Origin of the sequence: Sphingopyxis sp. Q841 (genome assembly GCF_052384365.1) — a bacterium.
Lineage (GTDB): Bacteria > Pseudomonadota > Alphaproteobacteria > Sphingomonadales > Sphingomonadaceae > Sphingopyxis > Sphingopyxis terrae_A.
The window spans coordinates 478,773-501,956 of record NZ_JBQSUM010000002.1; the positions used below are offsets into that span (position 1 = coordinate 478,773).

General features: G+C 62.7%; 18 protein-coding genes, 1 tRNA gene and 1 pseudogene. 12 read left to right on the plus strand and 8 right to left on the minus strand.

Annotated features, from left to right (window positions below; genetic code table 11):
• The first annotated feature begins 88 nt into the window (after window positions 1-88).
• Entirely contained in the window at window positions 89-232 is a 144-nt protein-coding gene (locus ACT17R_RS12660) for a hypothetical protein (protein ID WP_444809540.1), read from the plus strand.
• On the opposite strand, the gene ACT17R_RS12665 is transcribed toward ACT17R_RS12660, so the two are convergent.
• Both ACT17R_RS12665 and ACT17R_RS12670 read right to left on the minus strand, forming a co-directional pair.
• Window positions 222-536 (minus strand): DUF1905 domain-containing protein, encoded by a 315-nt coding sequence (locus ACT17R_RS12665; RefSeq protein ID WP_444809541.1) that lies wholly within the window; start codon window positions 534-536, stop codon window positions 222-224. The two genes, ACT17R_RS12660 and ACT17R_RS12665, sit on opposite strands and share 11 nt — an antisense overlap.
• 6 nt (window positions 537-542) lie before the next feature.
• Window positions 543-1,487 carry a peptidylprolyl isomerase gene (locus ACT17R_RS12670; RefSeq protein WP_444809542.1) on the minus strand — a complete coding sequence of 315 codons (945 nt, stop codon included), beginning with the start codon at window positions 1,485-1,487 and terminating at the stop codon, window positions 543-545.
• A gap of 77 nt (window positions 1,488-1,564) precedes the next feature.
• Between ACT17R_RS12670 and ACT17R_RS12675 the strand changes: the two genes are divergently transcribed.
• The 9 genes from ACT17R_RS12675 (at window position 1,565) to ACT17R_RS12715 (ending at window position 13,564) form a co-directional block, all read left to right on the plus strand.
• Window positions 1,565-1,655, plus strand: a tRNA-Ser gene (locus ACT17R_RS12675).
• A gap of 96 nt (window positions 1,656-1,751) precedes the next feature.
• The gene (locus ACT17R_RS12680) at window positions 1,752-2,024 is read left to right on the plus strand and encodes a hypothetical protein (protein WP_444809543.1); all 273 of its coding nucleotides are present in this window, start codon (window positions 1,752-1,754) and stop codon (window positions 2,022-2,024) included.
• Window positions 2,025-2,233: 209 nt separating this feature from the next.
• A complete protein-coding gene (locus tag ACT17R_RS12685; RefSeq protein WP_444809544.1) occupies window positions 2,234-3,163 on the plus strand; it encodes a HEPN domain-containing protein in 930 nt (309 codons plus the stop codon).
• 441 nt (window positions 3,164-3,604) lie between these two features.
• Window positions 3,605-4,960: a hypothetical protein gene (locus ACT17R_RS12690; RefSeq protein WP_444809545.1), complete on the plus strand. Its 1,356-nt coding sequence runs from the start codon at window positions 3,605-3,607 to the stop codon at window positions 4,958-4,960.
• A 222-nt stretch (window positions 4,961-5,182) separates the two neighbouring features.
• A complete protein-coding gene (locus ACT17R_RS12695) occupies window positions 5,183-7,264 on the plus strand; it encodes a prolyl oligopeptidase family serine peptidase (protein WP_444809546.1) in 2,082 nt (693 codons plus the stop codon).
• Between the two features lie 163 nt (window positions 7,265-7,427).
• Window positions 7,428-10,109, plus strand: coding sequence for a valine--tRNA ligase (locus ACT17R_RS12700; RefSeq protein ID WP_444809547.1), 2,682 nt, complete (start codon window positions 7,428-7,430; stop codon window positions 10,107-10,109).
• Between the two features lie 92 nt (window positions 10,110-10,201).
• Entirely contained in the window at window positions 10,202-11,563 is a 1,362-nt protein-coding gene (locus ACT17R_RS12705) for an MATE family efflux transporter (RefSeq protein WP_444809757.1), read from the plus strand.
• Between the two features lie 98 nt (window positions 11,564-11,661).
• Window positions 11,662-12,828, plus strand: a complete 1,167-nt coding sequence (locus ACT17R_RS12710; RefSeq protein WP_444809548.1) for a sensor histidine kinase — start codon at window positions 11,662-11,664, stop codon at window positions 12,826-12,828.
• Between the two features lies 1 nt (window position 12,829).
• Window positions 12,830-13,564, plus strand: a complete 735-nt coding sequence (locus ACT17R_RS12715; RefSeq protein ID WP_003039043.1) for a LytR/AlgR family response regulator transcription factor — start codon at window positions 12,830-12,832, stop codon at window positions 13,562-13,564.
• 16 nt (window positions 13,565-13,580) lie between these two features.
• Here ACT17R_RS12715 and ACT17R_RS12720 read toward each other — a convergent pair whose 3' ends face one another.
• The 3 genes from ACT17R_RS12720 to ACT17R_RS12730 all read right to left on the minus strand — a co-directional run bounded on the left by ACT17R_RS12720 (window position 13,581) and on the right by ACT17R_RS12730 (window position 16,788).
• Window positions 13,581-13,922, minus strand: coding sequence for a UrcA family protein (locus ACT17R_RS12720; protein ID WP_058812048.1), 342 nt, complete (start codon window positions 13,920-13,922; stop codon window positions 13,581-13,583).
• A 300-nt stretch (window positions 13,923-14,222) separates the two neighbouring features.
• Window positions 14,223-14,606, minus strand: coding sequence for a hypothetical protein (locus tag ACT17R_RS12725; RefSeq protein ID WP_003039050.1), 384 nt, complete (start codon window positions 14,604-14,606; stop codon window positions 14,223-14,225).
• A gap of 106 nt (window positions 14,607-14,712) precedes the next feature.
• Window positions 14,713-16,788, minus strand: coding sequence for a M13 family metallopeptidase (locus tag ACT17R_RS12730; protein WP_444809549.1), 2,076 nt, complete (start codon window positions 16,786-16,788; stop codon window positions 14,713-14,715).
• Between the two features lie 234 nt (window positions 16,789-17,022).
• Between ACT17R_RS12730 and uvrA the strand changes: the two genes are divergently transcribed.
• Window positions 17,023-19,914, plus strand: coding sequence for an excinuclease ABC subunit UvrA (gene uvrA, locus ACT17R_RS12735; protein ID WP_444809550.1), 2,892 nt, complete (start codon window positions 17,023-17,025; stop codon window positions 19,912-19,914).
• A gap of 144 nt (window positions 19,915-20,058) precedes the next feature.
• On the opposite strand, the gene ACT17R_RS12740 is transcribed toward uvrA, so the two are convergent.
• From ACT17R_RS12740 to ACT17R_RS12750, 3 genes and pseudogenes are all read right to left on the minus strand, one after another.
• Window positions 20,059-20,610 carry a hypothetical protein gene (locus tag ACT17R_RS12740; protein WP_444809551.1) on the minus strand — a complete coding sequence of 184 codons (552 nt, stop codon included), beginning with the start codon at window positions 20,608-20,610 and terminating at the stop codon, window positions 20,059-20,061.
• Between the two features lie 67 nt (window positions 20,611-20,677).
• Window positions 20,678-21,100: a putative quinol monooxygenase gene (locus tag ACT17R_RS12745; RefSeq protein ID WP_444809552.1), complete on the minus strand. Its 423-nt coding sequence runs from the start codon at window positions 21,098-21,100 to the stop codon at window positions 20,678-20,680.
• A gap of 203 nt (window positions 21,101-21,303) precedes the next feature.
• Window positions 21,304-22,085, minus strand: a pseudogene (locus ACT17R_RS12750) (IS5 family transposase).
• A gap of 72 nt (window positions 22,086-22,157) precedes the next feature.
• On the opposite strand from ACT17R_RS12750, the gene ACT17R_RS12755 reads away from it, so the two are divergent.
• Window positions 22,158-23,129, plus strand: coding sequence for a hypothetical protein (locus tag ACT17R_RS12755; protein WP_444809553.1), 972 nt, complete (start codon window positions 22,158-22,160; stop codon window positions 23,127-23,129).
• Window positions 23,130-23,184: the final 55 nt, after the last annotated feature.

Genomic DNA, 23,184 nt, shown 5'->3' on the forward strand with positions numbered 1-23,184 from the left:
GGGCAGGCGCGGCCTATGGCGGGGTGGCCCGCGCCTGTCAAGGTGCGAGGCTTGACCTTTTACCGAATTCGGGGGCATGGACGCGGCAATGTCCAAGACGCCTTCCCCCGCCGATTTGGAGCGCGAACGCCGCCTTGCGGAAGCGCTGCGCGCGAACCTGCGCAAGCGCAAGGCGCAGACGCGCGAAGCCCGGACGCACGACGAAAAGTCCGGCGACTCACTTAAAGACTGACCGTCACCGTTACCGCGTCGCCTTCCGCCAAGCCCTCTGCCTTGCGCACAGCCGCTTTGACCGGCAGCAGCCAGCCGCCGCTTTCCTTGTGCGGGAAGACCGATGTAGTCCAGCAGGTATCACCGACGGTCGCGCGCACCTTTGCCGACCCGAATCCCTTGCGGCCGTCGAGCCACTGTCCGCCGATCGCTGCGAAGCGGATCCCGTCTGCCGCCTCACCCGCGATGGTCAGGAAAAACCAGGCTGCGGGCGCGGTCGCCGACTGCCAGCGCCAGAGCGGCGTCGTGACGGTGAAATCTTCCACGCGCGCCTATTTAGCCGCGATGGGCCGGATCGGCACGGGGATATTGCAGATATCGGCGCCGCCCGCAGGGCGGATGAAGAAGGGATCACGCCGGTTCGCGCGGGCGTCGGCATAGTTAATGAAGGCATCGCTGTCGGTCGACAAATATTCGAAGCGCGGCTGGTCCCCCGCCGGAAGGTCGCTGACAAGCCTGATCGAGCGGATCCCGACGCGCTCGGCTTCATCCTCGTAAAAACCCAGCGGTCCAGTGCCACGCGGCAGGCTCGACAGATATTCGATCCCGCTGATCACGCGGCCGACGAGCGCGATATTGCGGTCGAGGTGGCGAGGCGCGTGGCCGATGACGGCATAAAGCTCGGCGCCCGAACCGGTATCGGGCGACATGTTACGGCCGACGCCGACCATGCCATAGCAATGAACAGGCCATTCGCTCTGATGATCATAGGCGACAGGCCAGCCTGCGACAAAACCGGTGAACTCTGCGTACGTATCGCCGCGCGGTCGGTGCGGGGACGGCGGCAAGGCCGGACTACGGGTTTCATGAGCCACCAAGATGTGGGGCAGTACCGAATATTCACTCTCCGGCACCGTTACCAAACCCTCGGGCAAAGGCTTCTTCTCGGTCGCCTCCCCCCACTGCGCGACATAATTATCCTGCACTCGGTTGACGCTGGTGCCGTCCCACCAGTGAGCGGCGGCGAGCTTGCGGATATTGCCGATCCAGCCCTGGCTGAACGGCGCGGGTATCAGCTGGATGACCACGCGGCGCGCCTTGCCCTTGGCGTCGGGCGTAAGGTCCATCACGAGCAGGTCCGACGCCGGGATCGCAATCCAGTCCTTCGCGGGCGCCGCGGCCGCAATCTCGCCCGGCGACGGCACCTCAGTCGCTTCCTGGGCTTGAACGGGAATGGCGAGCGATGCCGCAGCCGCGGCGAGCAGAAGATATTTCATGCCGCCTGTCTGCCATGGCCATGCGACTTGCGAAAGCCCCGCCAAGCGATTAGGGCGCGCCTTCCAGTGCAAGATGCGGAGCGGTGGCCGAGTGGTCGAAGGCGCTCGCCTGGAAAGTGAGTATACGTCAAAAGCGTATCGAGGGTTCGAATCCCTCCCGCTCCGCCAAGTTCTAATCCCACTCTCTGCCGAACCGCCCCCAAAGCCCCAGCTTAGCTGCGGGTTTGAGGGGCGCTTCGTATCCGCTCGTCCTTCGGGGATTGGGTGAACGAAGAAACCAACCGCCCGAGCGATGTTGCCGAAGCCGCGCTCGCCGACACGGTCGCCAACAAGGTCGAGGCGGCTTACCGGCTGGGCAAGGTCCGTGAGAAGCTCCGGGTGATGATGGCGGATTGGGCGAACTACCGCGACGAGCGAAAGCAGGGAGCCGCTACACCCGCGCGCGGCGCCACCTGCTCGACCAATATGAGCGCGCCGTCGATCGGATTGACGAGAAGGATCGCGCGATCTTTCTCGGCCAGGGCGTCGGGGAACTGAGCTATCGCGAGCTTACCAAGCGTCATCGAGCTTACCAAGCGTCATGACGTCAGCGTTGCCAAGGTCGCGCGCGCAAGCGATGAACCTCAGTTTGCGGGTCACCGCGCAGGCCGCCCACAGAAAGAACCGCAGGTGGCGGCAATTCTGTCGGCGTTAGCGCCGCTTCGACCTTGCCAAGCAGCCGCCGCACCGACAGGGTGCCGCCAGCGATGAAAACCGACCTCGACCATCTTCCAGCCAACAAGCAGCGCGAGCTCGATCGCGTGAAACAGATCATCTTCGAAGAGTTCGAGGATGCATTGGCGCTCGGTACGATGAGCTGGAAGAAGAAGGGGCGGATCGACAAGATCATTCTCTATGGCAGCTATGCGCGCGGCGGCTGGGTCGATGAGCCTCATACCGCCAAGGGCTATCGCTCGGACTTCGACCTTCTCATCATCGTTAACGACAAGCGGCTAACCGAGAAGGTCGATTTCTGGGGTAAGCTCGAAGACCGGCTCATTCGCGAACTCGCGATCGACAAGACGCTCAAGACGCCCGTCAACTTCATCGTCCACACCCTGCAGGAGGTGAACGACGGGCTGGCCCACGGCCGCTATTTCTTCATGGACGTCGCGCGCGACGGCATCGCGCTCTACGAATACGACAACAAACCGCTTCACACTCCCAAACCGAAGACGCCCGAGCAGGCGTTGGCGATGGCGCGGGAGTATTTCGACGAGTGGTTTCCGTCCGCGATGAAGCGGTTCGAAATCTCCAAGTTCGATCTCGAAAAGGGCTATTTGAAAGACGCCGCCTTCGACACGCATCAAGCCACGGAGCGCCTTTACCACTGCGTCCTATTGGTTTGCACCTTCTACACGCCACACGTCCACAACTTGGCCTTCCTGCGCACCCAGGCCGAGCGGATTGACATGCGGCTGGTTGATGCCTGGCCGCGCGACCACCGCGTAGATCGGGCGCGGTTTGAGAAGCTGAAAGAGGCCTACGTGAAGGCCCGCTATTCGAAGCATTACCGCATCACCGAAGAGGAGCTGACGTGGCTCGGCGGCTGCGTCGAGGAACTCGGTCGCGCGGTTCACGCGGTTTGCTCAGAACGGATTGCCGAACTCGAAGCCAACGCCTCAGTTCGCCCCTGACTATCTAACACTTTTCGAGGCAGCGCACCGCCCTCTTGACGGATGAGAATATGGCGGACGAAAATGACGTGAGCGGCAGATCGGTCGAGCGCAAAATGGAAGCGCTGAACCGGTGTCGGGGTGACGTGTAGACCCGCGCTCCGGGTGATAGCCGACATCTCTCGACACACCGCCGGCGTTTGAGAACGCGTGGCCATACTCCCGCATGCTGAGCCGGCCGGTCACGACGCAGAGCCTCCACTGGGCCGAGTTGCGGCAGACTGGCGTAGAAAAACAGGCCTTGGCGTACAAACGTCGTGTGGAAAGGCCCAGCGCAGTTCTGGATAATCAGGCGACGGGACGGCAATGCTTCCAGCCGTCACGTCGGCGACAGGTCGAACACCTTGCGACCATCGTTAAAACAATCTGCCCTGAACGCGTTGCAGCTCCGGAGTTGAAGACATGGGGATTAGCTTTGACAGGAGCGCACGGATAGCAGGTTATCGGCCCTCGGTTTTCAAGCGCGCGCTGCTCAGCTTCTCGCGAACGCGCTCGCCAGGCAAGACAATAGATCTGAAGACCGTGTTTCCCGAACGCAGCGACGGTGCCATCGTATTCGAGGAATGCCTCGACAGAGGGTTGATCGATCCCACGATAACGAAACTTACCGAGACCGGCGAGGCGCTCGCCCTCGCCAAGGCAAACCCGCGAACGCCCTTGGCGAAGGCGCAGGCAGTTCTGAACAGCTTTCTGGATCGGATAGAAGCTCTCAGGTGCAATCCGGATGGCGTGCAGGACGTCGATCAAGTCTGGCTATTTGGCAGCCTCATGCGAGGCGCGGATAGCGTTGGCGACATTGACGTGGCGGTGACGAGGTCGCGCAGCCCCCACTTTGCGAATGATCATGACGGCAGGCAGAGGCATGTTAATCAGCTCGTGGCAAAAATGTCTGATGCCCCCCACGACTGGGCTGGGCCATGGTCGAAGGAAGAGTGGCTGTTCAAGCGGGCGATCTATGGCGCAATGCGCCATCCCCTTCTCGCCGGAGCGCAATACGGTACCGCCGATCTGCAGGCATTGGGGGTACCCTGCCGCCTGATCTACGATCGAGCGCGAGGCGGAAGAGTTGATGATCCCGTCCTTCCCAGACATCCTGAATCTCTCGGTCGAAGCAATAATGTCAGTCCGCCATTTGAGATGCCGAATCTTGAGCCTGCCCCCATCCAACCCATGGACGCGCGTTGGGTTGCGGGTTTCTCGGAAACAGGCATGGTTTCGCCATATCATATATTCCGAGGCTGGACGCGCGACGCGCGCGCCTTGTTCCCCCACTTTCCTGACGGTCTGCGCATTGTCGCCGATGATGACGCCTTGCTTCACTCTCCGTCGGTGCCGGCGCTTTTGAAAAGGCCGAGACTCGATGGCCGAAAGGCCGTCGCGCTTGTCAACGCAACCGAACGGCTGAAAACTGGCCTTATCCTTCACCGTGAAATCGAGATCAGCTCGTCGCACTGGACGCTGCACACCCGCTTCTCCAATCTTCAACTTTGCCGAGCCAGCGGCCATGCAAATCCGGCGACGCTGCCGGATCTAGCCTCGGCAGCTGCGCTTATTCTCGCGGTCGATGCAGAACATATGCTTAGAAGAGCAGGCGAGGCGCCTGCTCCGCCAATCGTTCGGATCGCGGCAGACAGTACGGATTTAAGTGAAAATCTGCGATTCAATCTGGCTGAACCGCTTCAAAGCTTATTGCGCAAGAGCATTGCGCGCATTGAAACAGATGATGATTGCACTTGTAGACATGTCGAATTCGCATAATTCATCAGAAATGCCGCAAAATAAATTTTTATATGAGTTATGATATTTATAAAGTTAACATAGAAGAGAAAATGACGGCGCAAGAATAATTTTATAGTTTATCTTGGGAAATTATTGCCACTTTTCTATTTATGCTCCTTGATCATCATGAGGATTTTATTGCAGATATTGAAACCCGCCTTCGGGGCTTGAACCTTCCCGCCGCAGCGCTACACCGACGGCATGCGTAACATTCTCGTCCCTGGCGCGCTCGCGCTCGCCGCCGCCCTTTGCACGCCCGCTCTCGCCCGGCCGATGACCGAGGTCGATCTTGCGACGCTCAACCGCGTCGCTGCGCCCACGGCTTCGCCCGACGGGCGGTGGGTCGTGTTCCAGATGACCGAGACAGCGCCCGAAACCTACAAGCGCTCGACCGGGCTCTGGCTCGTCGATCGCAAGGCCAAGGAGGCCGAGCCCGCACAAATCGCCGATGCCCCCGGCAAGAATGAATCGTCGCCCGCATTTGCGCCCGACGGCAGCCTTTATTTCATCTCGAACGCCTCGGGCAGCGATCAGGTCTGGCGGATAAATCCCAGCGCAGGCAGCGCCGCGACGCAGGTTACCGATACCAAGGCCGATGTCGCGGGCTTCAAGATTTCGCCCGATGGCGCGCGCCTGCTCGCATGGGGCGACATTCCGATGGAGTGCGCCGATTTCGGCTGCGAAGCGAAGGACGTAAAGGACAAGGGCGCGCTCGTCGGCCCCGGCAGCGGGCGGCTCTACAAGGACGGCACCGGCTTCGTCCGTCACTGGGACACATGGGAAACCCCCGGCACCCACAGCCGCCCCTTCGTCTTCAATCTGGCGGACGGCAAGGCGAGCGCGGCGCGGCCGGTCGCGGCCGGACTGGTCGGCGACACGCCGTCGAAACCCTTTGGCGGCGGCGAAGAGCTTGCCTGGGGCGCCGACAGCCGCACCGTCTATTTCACGCTGCGCAAGGCCGATCGCCACGAGCCGACCTCGACCAACCTCGACATCTATCGCTGGCTCGTCGACAGCCGCGTGATGCCGGTCAATCTGACCGAGGCCAATCAGGCGACCGACACCCTGCCCACCCCGTCGCCCGACGGCAAATGGCTGGCCTATGTCGCGATGGCGCGGCCGGGTTATGAGGCTGACCGGCAGGTGCTGATGCTCCGCAACCTCGATAGCGGCGAGACGAAGAAGCTGACCGATGCGTGGGATCGCTCGGTCGCCTCGATCGCTTGGGCGCCCGACGGCAAAGCGCTCTACGTCACCGCCGACGATGTCCTCGATCACCCGGTGTTCCGCGTCGACGCGGCGACCGGCAAGGTCGAACGGCTGAAGGCGTCGAACGAAGCCTTCGACGGCAATATCGGCGACGTCAGCGTGCTGCCCGGCGGCGCGCTGCTCTATGCGCGCAACACCGCCCTAGCCCCCACCGACGTCTATGTCCGCGATGCCAAGGGCAAGGTGACGCAGCTCACCGCGGTCAACGCCGACCGCATGGCCGAATTCGACCCGGTGCGGCTCGATCGCATGCAGTTCGCCGGCGCCAATGGCGACAAGGTGTGGGGGATGATCCTGAAGCCCGCGAACGCCGCCGCCGCGAAGCTGCCGGTCGCCTTCATCGTCCATGGCGGTCCGCAGGGCAGCTTCGGCAACAGCTGGTCGACGCGCTGGAACCCCCGCCTGTTCGCGCAGCAGGGCTATGGCGTCGTCACCGTCGATTTCCACGGATCAACGGGTTACGGGCAAGCCTTCACTGACAGCATCAATAAGGATTGGGGCGGCAAGCCGCTCGAAGATCTGAAGCTCGGCCTCGCGGCGGCGGGCAAGCAGGATGCACAGCTCGACATCGCCAACGCGTGCGCGCTCGGCGCGTCCTATGGCGGCTATATGATGAACTGGATCGCCGGCCAGTGGACCGACGGTTTCAAATGCCTCGTCCAGCACGACGGCGTCTTCGACGCACGCGCGATGGCCTATGAAACCGAGGAGCTGTGGTTCGACGAATGGGAGCATGGCGGCCCCTATTTCAAGGTTCCCGAAGAATATGAAAAATGGAACCCGGTGAACCATGTCGACAAATGGAAAACCCCGATGCTGGTGATCACCAGCGAGAAGGATTTCCGCATCCCCTACACGCAGGGCCTCGCCGCCTTCACCGCGCTTCAGCGCCGCGGCGTTCCGTCGCAGCTGCTCGTCTTTCCGGATGAAAACCATTGGGTGCTGAAGGGCGCGAACAGCGTCCAGTGGCACCAGACCGTGTTTAATTGGTTGGACAGCTATCTGAAGAAATAGGCAAGACCGCGTGCTCCCGCGAAGGCGGGAGCCCATCACCGGCCGGTGCAAGTTGGAACCGGCAGAAGATGGGTTACCGCCTTCGCGGGGGCACGCGATGGCTTGCAGTAAGTGCGTGTCCCCCCTTGCCGCTGCGCGTCCCGGCTGGCAAAGGCGCCCGGCTATGCCGATGGAAAAAACCTTCGATCCCGCCGCTATCGAGGCGAAATGGTCTCACGAATGGGAAAGCCGCGGGCTCTATCGCCCCGCCCGCCCCGATGCGCAGCCCTTCACGATCGTCAACCCGCCGCCGAACGTTACCGGCGCGCTGCATATCGGCCATGCGCTCGACAACACGCTGCAGGACGTTCTCGTCCGCTATGAGCGGCTGCGCGGCAAGGATGCGCTGTGGGTCGTAGGCATGGATCATGCCGGCATCGCGACGCAGATGGTGGTTGAACGCCAGATGGAAGCGCGGCAGGACAAGCGCACCAACTACAGCCGCGAGGACTTCGTCGAGAAGGTCTGGCAGTGGAAAGCGGAAAGCGGCGGCCAGATCACCGGCCAGCTCCGCCGCCTCGGCTGCTCGATGGACTGGTCGCGCGAACAGTTCACGATGGACCCGCACTTCACCCGCGCGGTGGTCAAGGTGTTCGTCGACCTGCACAAAAAGGGTCTGATCTACCGCGACAAGCGGCTGGTGAACTGGGACCCCAAGCTCAAGACCGCGATCAGCGACCTCGAGGTCGAAACGGTCGAGGTGAAGGGCGGCTTCTGGCACTTCAAATACCCGCTCGCCGACGGTGTGACGCTCGATGACGGGCGTAACTATGTCGAGGTTGCGACGACGCGCCCCGAAACGATGCTCGCCGACATGGCGGTCGCGGTGCATCCCGATGACGCGCGCTACAAGAGCGTGATCGGCAAGGACATCCTCCAGCCGATCACCGGCCGCCGTTTCAAGATCGTCGCCGACGAACATGCCGATCCCGAACTCGGTTCGGGCGCGGTGAAGATCACGCCGGGGCATGATTTCAACGACTTCGAGGTCGGCAAGCGCGCGGGGTTCAAGCCCGCCGAGATGCTCAACATGTTCGATGGCGATGCGAACGTCATCCAGACCGCCGACGGGCTGGTGCCGCAGGAATATCTCGGCCTCCACCGCTTCAAGCGCGATGGCGTCGATGGCGCGCGCGAACTGGTCGTGGCGCGGATGAAGGAAGCTGGCTTCCTGATCCCGCATGTCGACAAGGACGGCAACGAACACGACGCCGAACCGCGCACGATCCAGACCCCCTTCGGCGATCGCGGCGGCGTGGTGATCGAGCCGTGGCTGACCGACCAATGGTATGTCGACGCCGAAACGCTCGCGCAGCCCCCGATGCAGGCAGTGCGTGACGGGCGGATCAACATCGTCCCCAAGACGTGGGAAAAGACCTTCTTCAACTGGATGGAGAATATCCAGCCCTGGTGCGTCTCGCGCCAGCTCTGGTGGGGGCACCGGATTCCAGCGTGGTATGCCGAGGATGGCCGTATCTTCGTTGCCGAGACCGAAGAGGAAGCGCAGGCACAGGCTGGCGCAGGCGTCGCTCTGACCCGCGACGAGGACGTCCTCGATACCTGGTTCTCCTCGGCGCTCTGGCCCTTCGCAACGCTCGGCTGGCCCGAGAATACGGACCTGCTGAAACGCCACTACCCCAACGACGTCCTCATCTCGGGCTTCGACATCCTGTTCTTCTGGGATGCGCGCATGGCGATGCAGGGGATGGAGTTCATGGGCGACGTGCCGTGGAAGACGCTCTATCTCCACGGCCTCGTCCGCGCGCCCGACGGCGCGAAGATGTCGAAGTCGAAGGGCAACGTCGTCGATCCGCTCGGGCTGATCGACCAATATGGCGCCGACGCTTTGCGCTTCTTCATGGCGGCGATGGAAAGCCAGGGCCGCGACATCAAGATGGATGATGCGCGCCTCGCGGGCTATCGCAATTTCGCGACCAAGCTGTGGAACGCCGCGCGCTTCTGCGACGCGAATGGCATTTCGGCCTCGACCAGTTTCGAGGCGCCCGCCGCAACGCTGCCCGTCAACCGCTGGATCATCGGCGAAGTCGCCGCGACCGTCGCGGCGATGGAGAGCGCCTTCGCCGCCTATCGCTTCGACGAGGCCGCGAATGCGATCTACAGCTTTGCCTGGGACCGTTTCTGCGACTGGTATCTGGAACTGATCAAAGGCGCGATCGACGACGAGACAAAGGCGGTCGCGGGCTGGGTGCTCGACCAGATCCTTGTCATGCTCCACCCTTTCATGCCCTTCATCACCGAAGAGCTGTGGACGGGTCTCGGCGACCGCGCCGACTATCCGCTGATCACGGCCAAATGGCCCGCTCCGGCGGCTGAAAAAGATGCTGGCGCCAGCGCCGATATCGACTGGCTGATCAAGCTCGTCAGCGAGCTGCGTACCGCCAAGGCCGAGCTCGGCCTGCCGCCAGGCGCGCGCCTGACCGCGCATTTCCCGGCGTCGCTCAAGGGCCGCACCGACAAGCTCGCGGCACAGCTCGACCGTCTCGCGCGGCTGGAAGCGATCAGCTTCGATCCCGCGCCCGCAGGCGCCTCGGCGCAGCTCGTCGTCGAAGGTGAGACGATCACCGTCCCGCTCGAAGGCGTCATCGACATTGCGGCCGAGCGCGAACGCCTGACCAAGGCGCTCGCCGCCGCGGCCAAGGAACGCGACAGCCTTGCCGGCCGACTGAACAACCCCTCGTTCGTCGAACGCGCCAAACCCGAAGCCGTCGACAAAGCGCGCGCCGACCATGCCGCCAAGGAGGCCGAGGCCGACCGCCTGACCGCCGCGCTGGCGCGGCTGGGGTGAGCGAAGACGCGTCCGTTACGCCGGTCGCCGCCGCTGCCGACCCCGCCGCCGCGCCGGTTCCGCCGCGCCAGACCGCGCGCGGCGCCGGACGCATGAACCTGACCGAAGGGCCGATCGCGAAGTCGCTGATCCTCTTCGCCTTGCCGACGCTCGCATCGAACGTGCTGCAGACGCTGTCTGGGTCGATCAATTCGGTGTGGGTCGGCCAGTTCCTCGGCGGCAGCGCGCTCGCCGCAACGGCCAATGCGAACATCATCATGTTCCTGATGTTCGCGACCTTCTTCGGCTTCGGCATGGCCGCGACGGTGCTGATCGGCCAGGCGATCGGGCGCGGCGATACCGACGCGGCGCGCCGCGCCACCGGTGCCGTCGTCGGCCTCGCGCTGATCTTCTCGCTCGTCATCGCCGTCGTCGGCTGGTTCGCCTCGACCACCATCCTGCATTGGCTCAAGACCCCGCCAGAAGCCTTTGACCTTGCACATGATTATCTGCGCGTGACCTTCATCGCGATCCCGGCAAGCATGCTGGCGGTGACGCTGATGATGGCGTCGCGCGGCGCCGGCGACGCGGTGACGCCGCTGCGCTTCATGCTGTTGTCGGTCGTCCTCGACATCGCGCTCAACCCGCTGCTGATCCTCGGCATCGGCCCCTTCCCGCGCCTCGGCATCGCGGGCAGCGCGCTCGCGACGGCGATTGCCGGGACGATCAGCCTGATCGCGATGCTCGGCTGGTTCTATGCCCGCGACCATGTGCTGCGGCTGCGCGGACCCGAACTCAAATATCTCCTCCCCAATATGGAGGAACTGCGCTTCATCATCGGCAAGGGGCTGCCGATGGGCGCGCAGATGCTCGTCATTTCGGGCGCCGGGCTGGTGATGGTCGGGCTGGTCAATCGCGAAGGGCTCGTCACCGCCGCTGCCTATGGCGCGACGCTACAATTGTGGAACTATGTCCAGATGCCCGCGCTCGCGGTCGGCGCGGCGGTCAGCGCCATGGTCGCGCAGAATATCGGCGCTGCAAAGTGGAACCGCGTCACCACCATCACCAATAGCGGCATCGCGATCAACCTGATGATGACCGGGGTGCTGATCGCGCTGCTGCTCCTTTTCGACCGAGCTGCGCTCGCCCTTTTCCTCGGTAGCGATACCGCGGCAATCGATGCCGCGCGCCATATCCAGTTGCTCGCGACCTGGACCTTCCTGCCCTTCGGCACGACGATCGTGCTGATCGGAACGCTCCGCGCCAACGGATCGGTCGTGCCGCCGCTCGTAATCCTGTTCCTGTCGATGTTCCCGATCCGCCTCGGCATCTATTATCTGGGTTACCCGGCGCTCGGCGGCGATGCGATCTGGTGGAGCTTTCCGCTGTCCTCGTTCGCGTCGCTGACCATGGCGTGGATCGTCTATCGCCGCGGCAACTGGCGCCGCACGCTGCCGCAACCCCGCGGCGCCTGACCGGCCGCGTTTCGACCAAAAGGCGCGCGGCTTCGACTGACGCAGCGCGCGCACCTAGTTTTTTGCGCCATATTCGCGCAAAAGCGACGGCAATGAACATGACCATCCGCAAAGAGACGCTGCGCGACCAGCGAGCGCACATGCTGGCCGCATCGCCGGGCTGGCGCGCGTCGGACGCCCGCGTCAATCCCCGCGTCGCGATCGGTTCGATCATCGCGATGTGGCTGATCTATTTCCTGATCACGACCGGGCTGGCCTTGCTGGCCGGGGCCGCCGAGCAATGGGGTGCGATCGGCCGCCGCGCGATCGTCGTCATCGCCGGCATCCTGTGCACCTTCGCCCTTTATCAGCTCATCCAGCGGGTCCAGCCCAAAAGCTTTGGCGCGCGGCTCGCCGTCGCGATGGGAGCCGCGGTGCCCCTTGTCGTCATCTACGCGAGCATCAATCTGCTCGTCTTCTTCTACTGGTTTCCATCAGGCGATACCCAGAAGATCATCGAAGAGGTGCAGTCCAAATTCCCCATTGCCTGGGAAACGGTGCTGATCCTCGACAGCTCGATCCGCTGGTATTTCTTCTTCGCGGTATGGGCAGCGCTCTATGTCGCCTTCGGCTATGCCAACGAAATGCGCGCGGTCGAGCGCCGCGCCAACAGCTACCGGGTCGAGGCGCAGGCGGCGCAGCTGCGCGCGCTCCACTATCAGGTGAACCCGCACTTCCTGTTCAACACGCTCAATTCGCTGTCGACGCTCGTCATGCGCGGATCGCAGGCGGAGGCCGAGACGATGATCATGAATCTGTCGTCCTTCCTGCGATCGAGCCTCGCGATCGATCCCGAACAACTCGTCAGCCTCGACGAGGAAATGGCGCTTCAGCGCCTCTATCTGCAGATCGAGCAGGCGCGCTTTCCCGACCGCCTGCAGGTCGAGGTGACGATGCCGAAAGCGCTGGAAAATGCGCGCGTTCCGGTGCTGATCCTGCAACCGATCATCGAAAATGCGATCAAATATGGTGTTGCCCCCAGCAAGGGAAAGATTGCGATCCGCCTGTCGGCGAGCAGCGAATATGGGCTGCTCGTGATCCGGATCGAAAATGACATCGATCCGGCCGCACCGGCGCCCGAATCGGGCACCGGCCTCGGCCTCGGCAACGTCCGCGAACGGCTGATCACACGCTACGGCCCGGTGGCAGGCTGCGAATGGGGACGGTCGGACAGCGGCGGCTTCGCGGTATCGCTGTGGCTGCCGATCGCAGGGGAAGGACACTGACATGCTGCAGACGCTGCGCACCCTGATCGTGGATGACGAGCCGCTCGCGATCGAACGGCTTCAGATTCTGGCGGGGCAGCAGGACGGGGTTTCGCTCGTCGGTACCGCCAGCGACGGCGCATCGGCGCTGCGCATGGTCGAGGCGCTCGCGCCCGATCTGTTGCTTTGCGATATCGCCATGCCCGACCTCGACGGGCTGGAGGTGGCGACCGCGCTCGAAAAGCTCGATTGTCCGCCAGCCATCGTCTTCGTCACGGCGTTCGATCGCTATGCTGTCGCAGCCTTCGACGTCGCCGCGGTCGACTATCTGCTCAAGCCCGTGTCGCCCGATCGTCTTGCCAAGGCACTGGCGCGCGTGCGCGAATGGCGCAGCGCTGGGCGAACTGCCCCGCCGAAGAGCCGGTGGATCAACGAATTCTGGGTTCAGAACCGCGGTGAGATGCTGCGCATCGATGCGGCGCAAGTCGATCTGATCGAGGCCGAGCGCGACTATATGCGCCTCTATGTCGGCAGCCGAAGCTGGCTGATCCACCAGACGATCAAATCACTGGAAGAGCGGATGAACCCCGATCAGTTCATGCGCATTCACCGGTCCAAGATGGTCCGGCGCGACGGCATCGTCGGCCTCAAGCATCATGGCGACGGGGCGTGGAGCGTGGACTTGGGCGAAGGCGGACAGCACCGGATCGGTCGCACTTACCTGCACGACGTAAAGGCGATCATGCACGGCGCATGACCGCCTCTACCGCCGGTTAGCGAACGGCAACCTCCGCCGGACGTTCAAGTGCCAATTTCATATCGCTGCCACCGAACAACGCCGCCATCTGCGGTTCGGCGCTGCGACGCGCATGGGCAATGCAGTCGCGTTCCTGCGCCCGCTGAGACAGGGTCGCTCGGGGATCGGTACGACACATGCCGCGAATGGCGATGCGTACGCGCGTTTCCAGCCGAGCGCGGCCCTTGACGCTGCTCAGATTGAGATCGCCGTACGGCACGATGACCGTCGGCGCATCATCGGTATCCGCGACGCGCGCCTCGGCGGCAGTCGCGACCGGCGCGGCGGCGCCTGCCGACAATGCAGCGGCGCCTGTCATGAGCAAATATTTGGCAATACGGTGTGACATGGGGGAGTCCTCTCATCCGTTATGGGATGCGAGACACGCTGCGCCGTAACCGGGGAAGTCGGGTCGCCTCGCATCCCGCAACCCACGGAATGCGCCAATTTTCTGCGCCATTCATACGCGCTTCGATCAGCCCCAGCGACGAGTCGATTGAAAGATGAAGCGCCTACAAAGTGCGACCAACGGACGAACGGAAGCGCGCCAATAAAAAGGGGCCCCGACTTGTCGTCGGAGCCCCTTTAATCTCACGGGATCGCGTGCCGATTGGCAGCACTATTCCTTGGGCTGCGGCTTGGCACAGCGGCTGGTGTCGCCCGCCTTGCAGGCCGCGACATCGGCTTCCCACTTTTGGCGTTCTTCGGCGGCCATCGCCGCGACGCGAGCCTTTTCCGCTTCATAAGCGGCGGTTTCATCGGCATATTTCGCCTGCGCCGCGGCCGTCTGCTCGGCAATCGCAGCCTTTTGCTGCTCATATTGCGAAACGCTCTGCTGATAGCGCGCGGTTTCGGCATCGGCCTTCGCAAGCTGTTCGGCATTGAGCTTGGCAGTATCCGCACGTTCCTGAACGGTCGTGCCATCTGGCAGCTTCTGAGCCATCGCCGGCGCCGAACTCATCAGCGCCGCGACGACCGCGGCGGCAAAAATCGATCTGGTCATCGAGAAATCTCCTAAATCCGAGCACCCTGCCCGTCCAACGCTTTGCCGCAAGATGCGTTCCGCAGCCAGCGGCATTGCGTGGGATGGGTAACGGGACGTCGCCGGCTTACCAGATGCGCGTGCGATCCTCGGGCTTCAGATAATATTTGGCCCCCGGTGCGACGTTGAACGCCTTGTACCACGCATCGACGTTGCGCAGCGGACCGATGATGCGCCAGCGCGCCGGGCTGTGGGGGTCGCTCGCCACCTGCTGTTTGGTCGCATCCTCGCGCGCCTTGTCGCGCCACGCCTGCGCAAAGGCGAGGAAGAAGCGCTGATCGCCGGTCAGCCCGTCGATCACTGGCGCTTCCTTGCCGTTCAGCGACCGGTGATAGGCGTCATAGGCAACCTCGAGCCCCGCAAGGTCGGCGAGATTCTCGCCCATCGTCAGATCGGGGTTGATGAACGCACCCGGCGCCGCCTCATAGGTCGCATATTGCGCGCCGAAGCCCTTGGCCTGCGCATCGAAGCGCGCGGCATCTTCCTTGGTCCACCAGTCGCGCACGGCGCCGCTCGCATCAATCTTGCGCCCCTGATCGTCGAAACCATGAGTGATTTCATGGCCGATCACGGCGCCGATCGCGCCATAGTTGACCGCATCGTCGACCGTCTCGCTGAAATAGGGCGCCTGCAGAATACCGGCCGGGAAAACGATCTTGTTTTCAAGCCCGCCGTTGTAGGCGTTCACTTCCTGCGCGTTCATCGACCATTTCTTGCGGTCGACCGGCTTGTCCAGGTCGGCGAGCTGATAGGCATATTCGAACGCCGCGCTGCGCTTCACATTGCCGTAGAGATCGGCGGGATCGATCTTGAGCCCCGAATAGTCGCGCCACTTGTCGGGGTAGCCGACCATCACGTCCATCTTGTCCAGCTTAGCGAGCGCGGCTTCCTTGGTGGCGGGCGCCATCCAGCTGTTGCCGCGGATGCGGTCGCCCATCGCCAGCTTCAGATTGGCGACGAGCGATTCCATCTTGGCCTTGGCACTCGGCGGGAAATATTGCTTCGCATATTCCTCGCCGACCAGCTCGCCCAGGCTGCTATCGACAAGGCGCAGCCCGCGCTTCCAGCGCGGCCGCATCTCGGTCACGCCGCTCAGCGCCTTCGAGAATTCGAAGCGGCTGTCGACCCAGTCATCGGACAGATAATTGGCCGCATTGTCGGCGACATGGAATTCCTGCCACAGCTTCAGCGTGTCGAGCGGCGTCTTGCCATAGAGCGCTGCGATGTCGCGGATCGCGGTATTTTCGTTGACGATGATGCGCTTCTGCGCCGGAATTTCGGCGCCCGCGAACCAGGCGCTCCAGTCGAGCCCGGGCGCATAGGCGGCCAGCGCCTCCGACGACATCGGGTTGTTGATCTTGCCCAGATCGCGGCGCTCGGCGATCGCCCAGCTCACCTTGGCGATCTCGGTCTCGAACGCCAGCACCGCATCGGCGGCCTTTTCGGGATCGGGGTTACCGATCATTTTCATCGTCCGCGCGATATAGGCGCGATAGGCCTCACGCTGCGGCTTGAAGCTGTCGTTCAGATAATAATCGCGGTCGGGAAGCCCGATCCCGCCCTGCCCGAGCCACAGGACGTTGACCGTCGGCGTGTCGGGATCGGCATAGGGACCGCCACCGACGATCGAGGCGCCGAAGCTTCCCTGCGACGCGCCCATAAAGCGCGCCATCTCGCTCTTGTCCTTGATCGCCGCGACGGCTGCGATATCCGCCATCAGCGGCTTGGTGCCGAGTTGTGCGACGCGCTTTTCGTCCATGAAGCTTTGATAAAGCCCGCCGACCTGACTGGTCGCGGGTGCGCCGGTGACGAGCTGGCGGAGCTGACGCTGCGTCAGATTATAGACATCGTAATCGACGCCGGCCGATGCCTGATCGGCCGGAATCTCGGTGCGCGCGAACCATGCGCCATTGGCATATTTGTCGAAATCGTCGCCCGGCTTTACTGACGTGTCGCGCGCGCCCAGATCGACGCCCCAGCTTCCGAAGGTCAGCGGCTTGAGCGACCCGTCTTCCGCGCCGGCCGCAGCATCGGTCGCAGCGACCAAGGAAGCGTCAGCGCCAGCATTGCGGGCCAGAACAGGTGCTGCGATCAGCGCGGCGGCGATAGCGACGGCAGCGGTGCCGCCCAAAAACATCTTCATTCCCCAGTCTCCTACCCCCGCGCACGGTTCAAGGGCCGATCCGCCGCAGGCCATGGCGACTTGTCCGCCCGCGCCAATCGCAGGTCAAGCAAGATGCAGGCCGCTGGTCGAACGCACTCGTTCGTTGGTGGAATCGACGCCCCGTTGCGCGCAAAGCAGCCGCTTCCTATCTAGGCGTTCGAGCGAGCGGCGCCCTCTTGCGCGGCCGGAACAAATCTGGAACATACCCACCCCATGAGTCTCACCCATATTTCGGTGCGCGGCGCGCGCGAGCATAATCTGAAGGGCGTCGACGTCGATCTGCCGCGCGATGCGCTGATCGTCATCACCGGCCTGTCGGGCAGCGGCAAGTCGAGCCTCGCCTTCGACACCATCTATGCCGAGGGCCAGCGGCGCTATGTCGAGAGCCTGTCGGCCTATGCGCGCCAGTTCCTGGAAATGATGCAGAAGCCCGACGTCGAACATATTGACGGGCTGTCGCCGGCGATCAGCATCGAACAGAAGACGACGAGCCGTAACCCGCGCTCGACGGTGGCCACCGTCACCGAAATCTACGACTATATGCGCCTGCTCTGGGCGCGTGTCGGCATTCCCTATTCACCGGCGACCGGCGAGCCGATTTCGGCGCAGACGGTCAGCCAGATGGTCGACCGGGTGATGGACCTGCCTGAAGGAACGCGGGCCTATCTGCTCGCGCCCGTCGTGCGGGGACGCAAGGGCGAATATAAGAAGGAACTCGCGCAGTGGCAGAAGGACGGCTTCACCCGCGTCCGCATCGACGGCGAATTTTACGAGATCGAGGACGCTCCGGCGCTCGACAAGAAATACAAGCATGACATCGAGGTCGTGGTCGATCGGATCGTCGTGCGCGAGGGGATCGCGACGCGGCTTGCCGACAGTTTCGAGACGGCGCTGAAACTCGCCGAAGGGCTCGCCTATGTCGACCTTGCCGACGGCGACGTTCCGGGGCGCGACGGCGAAGTCGGCGGCGCCATGAAAGGCGCCGGCATCCCTGCCAACCGCATCATCTTTTCCGAGAAATTTTCCTGCCCCGTTTCGGGCTTCACGATTGCCGAGATCGAACCGCGGCTGTTCAGCTTCAACGCGCCGCAGGGCGCTTGTCCCGCATGCGACGGCCTTGGCGAGCGGCTGGAATTCGACCCCGAGCTGGTCGTCCCCAACCATGCGCTCAGCCTGAAAAAAGGCGCCGTCGTGCCATGGGCGAAATCGAACCCGCCCTCGCCCTATTATATGCAGGTGCTCGAAAGCCTGGGCAAAGCCTATGGTTTCGGCCTCGACACGCCGTGGCAGGATCTGCCCGGCGAGGTGCAGCTCATCATTCTTTACGGCAGCGGCGGCAAGCCGGTCGAGCTGACCTTCAAGGACGGCCGGCGCACCTATACCACGCACAAAGCGTTCGAGGGGGTGATCGGCAACCTCAACCGCCGGATGCTCCAGACCGAAAGCGCGTGGATGCGCGAGGAACTGGGCAAATATCAGACCGCACAGCCGTGTGAGACGTGCCACGGCGCGCGCCTGCGCCCCGAACCGCTCGCGGTCAAGATCGCGGGCGAGGACATCAGCATGTCGGCGCAGCGCTCGGTCGCCGACGCGCTCGCCTGGTTCAGCGCGCTCGACGAGAAGCTCAACGATCAGCAGCGCCAGATCGCGAAGGCGATTCTGAAAGAGATCAACGAGCGGCTCGGCTTCCTCAACAATGTCGGGCTCGATTATCTCAACCTCAACCGCACCAGCGGCACGCTCAGCGGCGGCGAAAGCCAGCGCATCCGTCTTGCGTCACAAATCGGCAGCGGCCTCTCCGGCGTGCTTTATGTCCTCGACGAACCCAGCATCGGCCTGCACCAGCGCGACAACGACCGGCTGCTCGCAACGCTCAAGCGCCTCCGCGACCTCGGCAACACGGTGATCGTCGTCGAACATGACGAGGATGCGATCCGCCACGCCGATTATGTCGTCGACATGGGCCCCGGCGCGGGCGTCCATGGCGGCGAAATCGTCGCCGAAGGCACGCTGAAACAGGTGCTGGCGAACAAGAAGAGCCTGACCGCGGCCTACCTCACCGGCGCGAAGAAGATCGAGGTGCCGACGCACCGCCGCCCCGGCAACGGGTTCGACCTGGTGCTGAAGGGCGCGCGCGCCAACAACCTCCAGAATGTCACCGCGACGATCCCGCTCGGCACCTTCACCTGCGTCACCGGCCTGTCGGGATCGGGCAAGTCGAGCCTTGTCATCGACACGCTCTACGCCAGCGCGGCGCGCACGCTCAACGGCGCGCGGATGGTCGCGGGGCCGCACGACAGCCTGACCGGCCTTGAGCGTTGCGACAAGGTGATCGACATCGACCAGTCGCCGATCGGCCGCACCCCGCGCTCGAACCCGGCGACGTACACCGGCGCCTTCACGACGATCCGCGACTGGTTCGCGGGGCTGCCCGAGGCGCAGGCGCGCGGTTACAAGCCCGGCCGCTTCAGCTTCAACGTCAAGGGCGGGCGCTGCGAAACCTGCACCGGCGACGGGCTGATCAAGATCGAGATGCACTTCCTGCCCGACGTCTATGTGACGTGCGAGACGTGCCACGGCAAACGCTACAACCGCGAAACGCTCGAGGTGAAGTTCAAGGGGATGAGCATCGCCGACGTGCTCGACATGACGGTCGAGGATGCGGCGGAGTTCTTCAAGGCGGTGCCCGCGATCCGCGACAAGATGGAGATGCTCGTCCGCGTCGGCCTCGGCTATATCAAGGTCGGGCAGCAGGCGACGACGCTGTCGGGCGGCGAGGCGCAGCGGGTAAAGCTCGCCAAGGAACTCTCGCGCCGCTCGACCGGACAGACGCTCTACATCCTCGACGAACCGACCACCGGCCTCCATTTCGAGGATGTGCGCAAGCTGCTCGAAGTGCTGCAGGCGCTGGTCGATCAGGGCAACAGCGTGGTGGTGATCGAGCATAACCTGGACGTTATCAAGACCGCCGACTGGATCGTCGACCTCGGCCCCGAAGGCGGGGTCAAGGGCGGCGAGATCGTCGCGGCGGGGACGCCCGAACAGGTGGTGAAGGAACCGCGCAGCTTCACCGGCCAATATCTGGCGCCGTTGCTGGGAAAATGACCCGTCCCCTTCCCGCCTGCGGGAGGGGTTAGGGGTGGGTGCGAGCGAAGCAAGCCTTGCCCTTGCCTATGCCCACCCCGCTGCGACTAGCGAGCAAGCTCGCAAGTCTCGCTGCCCCTCCCGCAAGCGGAAGAGGGAGGGAAATCAATGCCACACCGCCGACAGCGGATAGAGCGCTAGGAGCCAGATCAGGCAGGCGACGACGATGCGGCGGTCCTTTGCCGCGATCGCGAGCGCCGCGACGGGGAAGAAGGACCATGCGACAATGAAGGTGCGAACGCTGGTGGGCGCCGGTACGCCGTGCAGCCAGCCGACGGTGGCCAGCAATGCGACGTTGCACAGCAACACGCTGCCGATCACCAGCCGCCGCTGTTTGTCGAAATGGGCGTTAAGGTCGTCCCACGCCTCCGGATCGTCGGGAAAGACCAGGCTCGCCGCGACGAAATAGACCGCGGTGACGACGAAGCCGCCGAACAGGATCGGCCAGTTCAGCGGCAACAGCTCGCGCAGGCTCCATCCGTACATCCAGAAGGTGACGACATCGCACGACACGAACAGGCCGAGCAGCGCGGTCGGCCAGCCGATGCGGACGCGGTGGCTGGCCTTGAGCGCGCGCGCCAACCCGCCCAGCCCCTCGGCCAGCGCGAGGCCCAGGATCAGGCCGAAAAAGGAAAAGCTGAATTCGAACCCCGTCATATGCCCCCCGGCCTGATCTCTCCCCGCCCGCTTGCGGGAGGGACTGCGAGACTTGCGAACCCGTTCGCTAGTCGCAGCGGGGTGGGCAATCAACATCGGATGCGCGCACCCAAGCGCGGCCCACCCCCAACCCCTCCCGCAAGCGGGAGGGGAGATTTACCCCATCAGCTTCGCCGTCATATCCTCGGCGGCATAGATGCGGATCGCGGGCGGCTGCGGCGAGAGGGCGCGCATGTCGGCGACGAAAGGCGCGCGCGGCGGGCAGCGCGAAATGGGCGCGCACCGCATCGACGCTCTCCCACTCTTCGACGAACGTCAGACATTCATAAGCCGAGCCATCCTCAGCTTGTCGAGGCACGGCATCAATATGGCAATGATGCGCCAGACACCCCGGCTCAGCCCGCGAGCGCGCGCTATGTTCGACACCGAGCGCGATCATGCGCTCGCGATGCTCGGGGGTGAGGATGACGTGGCCGGTGATGAGGATCATTATTCTTTCGCCTTCCATAAGGGATGATTCTGATTATGACGGCAGGAATATATGGTCAGACAATTGCGTCTTTTTTCATTGAAGTGATGGATATGCTCGCAAACTTCGAACAACTTTCCATGAAATGCCAAAACGATGAGAGCAAAAGTCAAATCATCGAGGCCATCAAATGTTACGAAGCTGGGTCGTACCGCGCCGCGATCCTAGGTCGTGTTGACAAAAGACTTCAGCCATAGGCGCGAGGCGGCGAGGTTGAGGAAGCTCTCGAACGAGAGAAGTGTCTTGTCGTATCGGGTGGCGATCCGTCGTTGCTGTTTGAGCTTGCCGAACATTCGCTCGACGCGGTTGCGGTCCCGGTAGCGTCGATAGTCGGGATGCTCTGGCACCTTGCGGTTCGAGCGGGGCGGGATGATCGGCAGGATGCCCCGGACGAGCAGGCTGTCGCGGAAGCGATTACCATCATAGCCCTTGTCCGCGAGCAGCGCCTTGGGTGTGGCGACGGGGATCGCCATCAGCGGTTCGGCGGCCGTGTAATCAGAGGCCTCGCCGCCGGTCAGGATGAAGCCGACAGGCAGTCCTTGATTGTCGCAGCGGGCGTGGATCTTGCTCGTAAAGCCGCCGCGTGATCGACCAAGAGCGTTCGCACAAGCCCCCCTTTTCCGCCCGCTGCCGAGACGTGGCCGCGAACGCTGGTGCTGTCGATCATGTGTTGCCAGTCGTCGGTTAGACCCAGATCGACCAGCGTTTGCAGCAAGGCATCCCAGACACCCTGTTCGGCCCAGCGGCGGAAGCGCACATAGACCGAGTTCCATTTGCCGTACCGCTCGTGCATGTCGCGCCAGGGGCAGCCGCCCCGCAGCACGTGAAGCATTCCATTGAGGAAGAGCCGGTTATCGCCCGCGGGCCGCGCCCAACGGCCGCGCTCAGGCGGCAGCAGTGGCCCGATCAGTTCCCACTCCGCATCCGACAAATCCCCGCGACCCATGACTGCTCCTCAAAAAGCAGTCTTGAATCAGAAGGAGGCGGGCTTGGGAATCCCTTTTGTCAACACGGCCTAATGGCCTATATTGCTGTGTGCTATGATTTAATCGAGAAGATGCGCGCCTTAGCGGCTATTGGCGATGGTGCTTGTCAGACAAAGCTGGCCGACCTAGCGAAACATCAAGGGCAATATGATCGAGGTAATGCTCAAGCGATTTCCGGCCTTCTGAATTTTGAACGAGACTTGCTCGAATTTTTTCGAGATAGCTTAGAATTTTTTGGCGCGAGCGAGTTTCGCGATTTAGCGAGACTCCGAGAAGATAGAAACAGATGCGCTCATCCCACATTTCTGGCTGCTGAGCAGAACTACTTGCCGACTGCGGAGTTAGCTCGTCTTCATATTAGTAATTCCCTTCTGCTTGTACTTACGCAGCGACCTCGCCAAGAAAAGGCAGCACTAGAGCTATTTCGTCAGACTATTTCTTCTCAATACTTTCCTAAAAATGGCACAGAAGCAGCGGTATCATTGTCCGGCATCGGTTTGGACAATGCGAGAGATTCTTTGGTTCGCGGCACTGTTGACGAAATCGTTTTTGGATTGGTTGATAACAATCACATATTTTATAGGAAGATTTATCCGTACGTTGCTCTCGAAGGAATGATTGAGCTCCATAAAGACATTGTCGTAGGCCGTGCCGCGCAAAACCTCGGAAAACTTCTTTCATCCGGTTCTGATGAAGCAATTGAGACTGCCTCATACGTTGTTCTACGCTGTCCTGACCTACCGCCCGCGACGGATCAAGCATCGAGGACGGCTATCAGAAATTGGGTTCTTCACACTGACACGACGAACGTAGGAAATGCCGTTAGAAAAGGCCTAAGAATTGATTGGCTCGAAGAGGTTGCTCGAACCCGGTTAGGTACACTGACAGCTGTGGATTTTTCCAGAACCAATCCCGCAATGCCGGACGAAATGCTAGAAAAAGCTGCACATCTCTATTGTGAGGCACGAAACTGGGATAAAGCAAATGAACTTGCGACATGGTAGCAATACCATTCGCTGCTACATTCAATATTGAACACATACGATACATATTCGATCA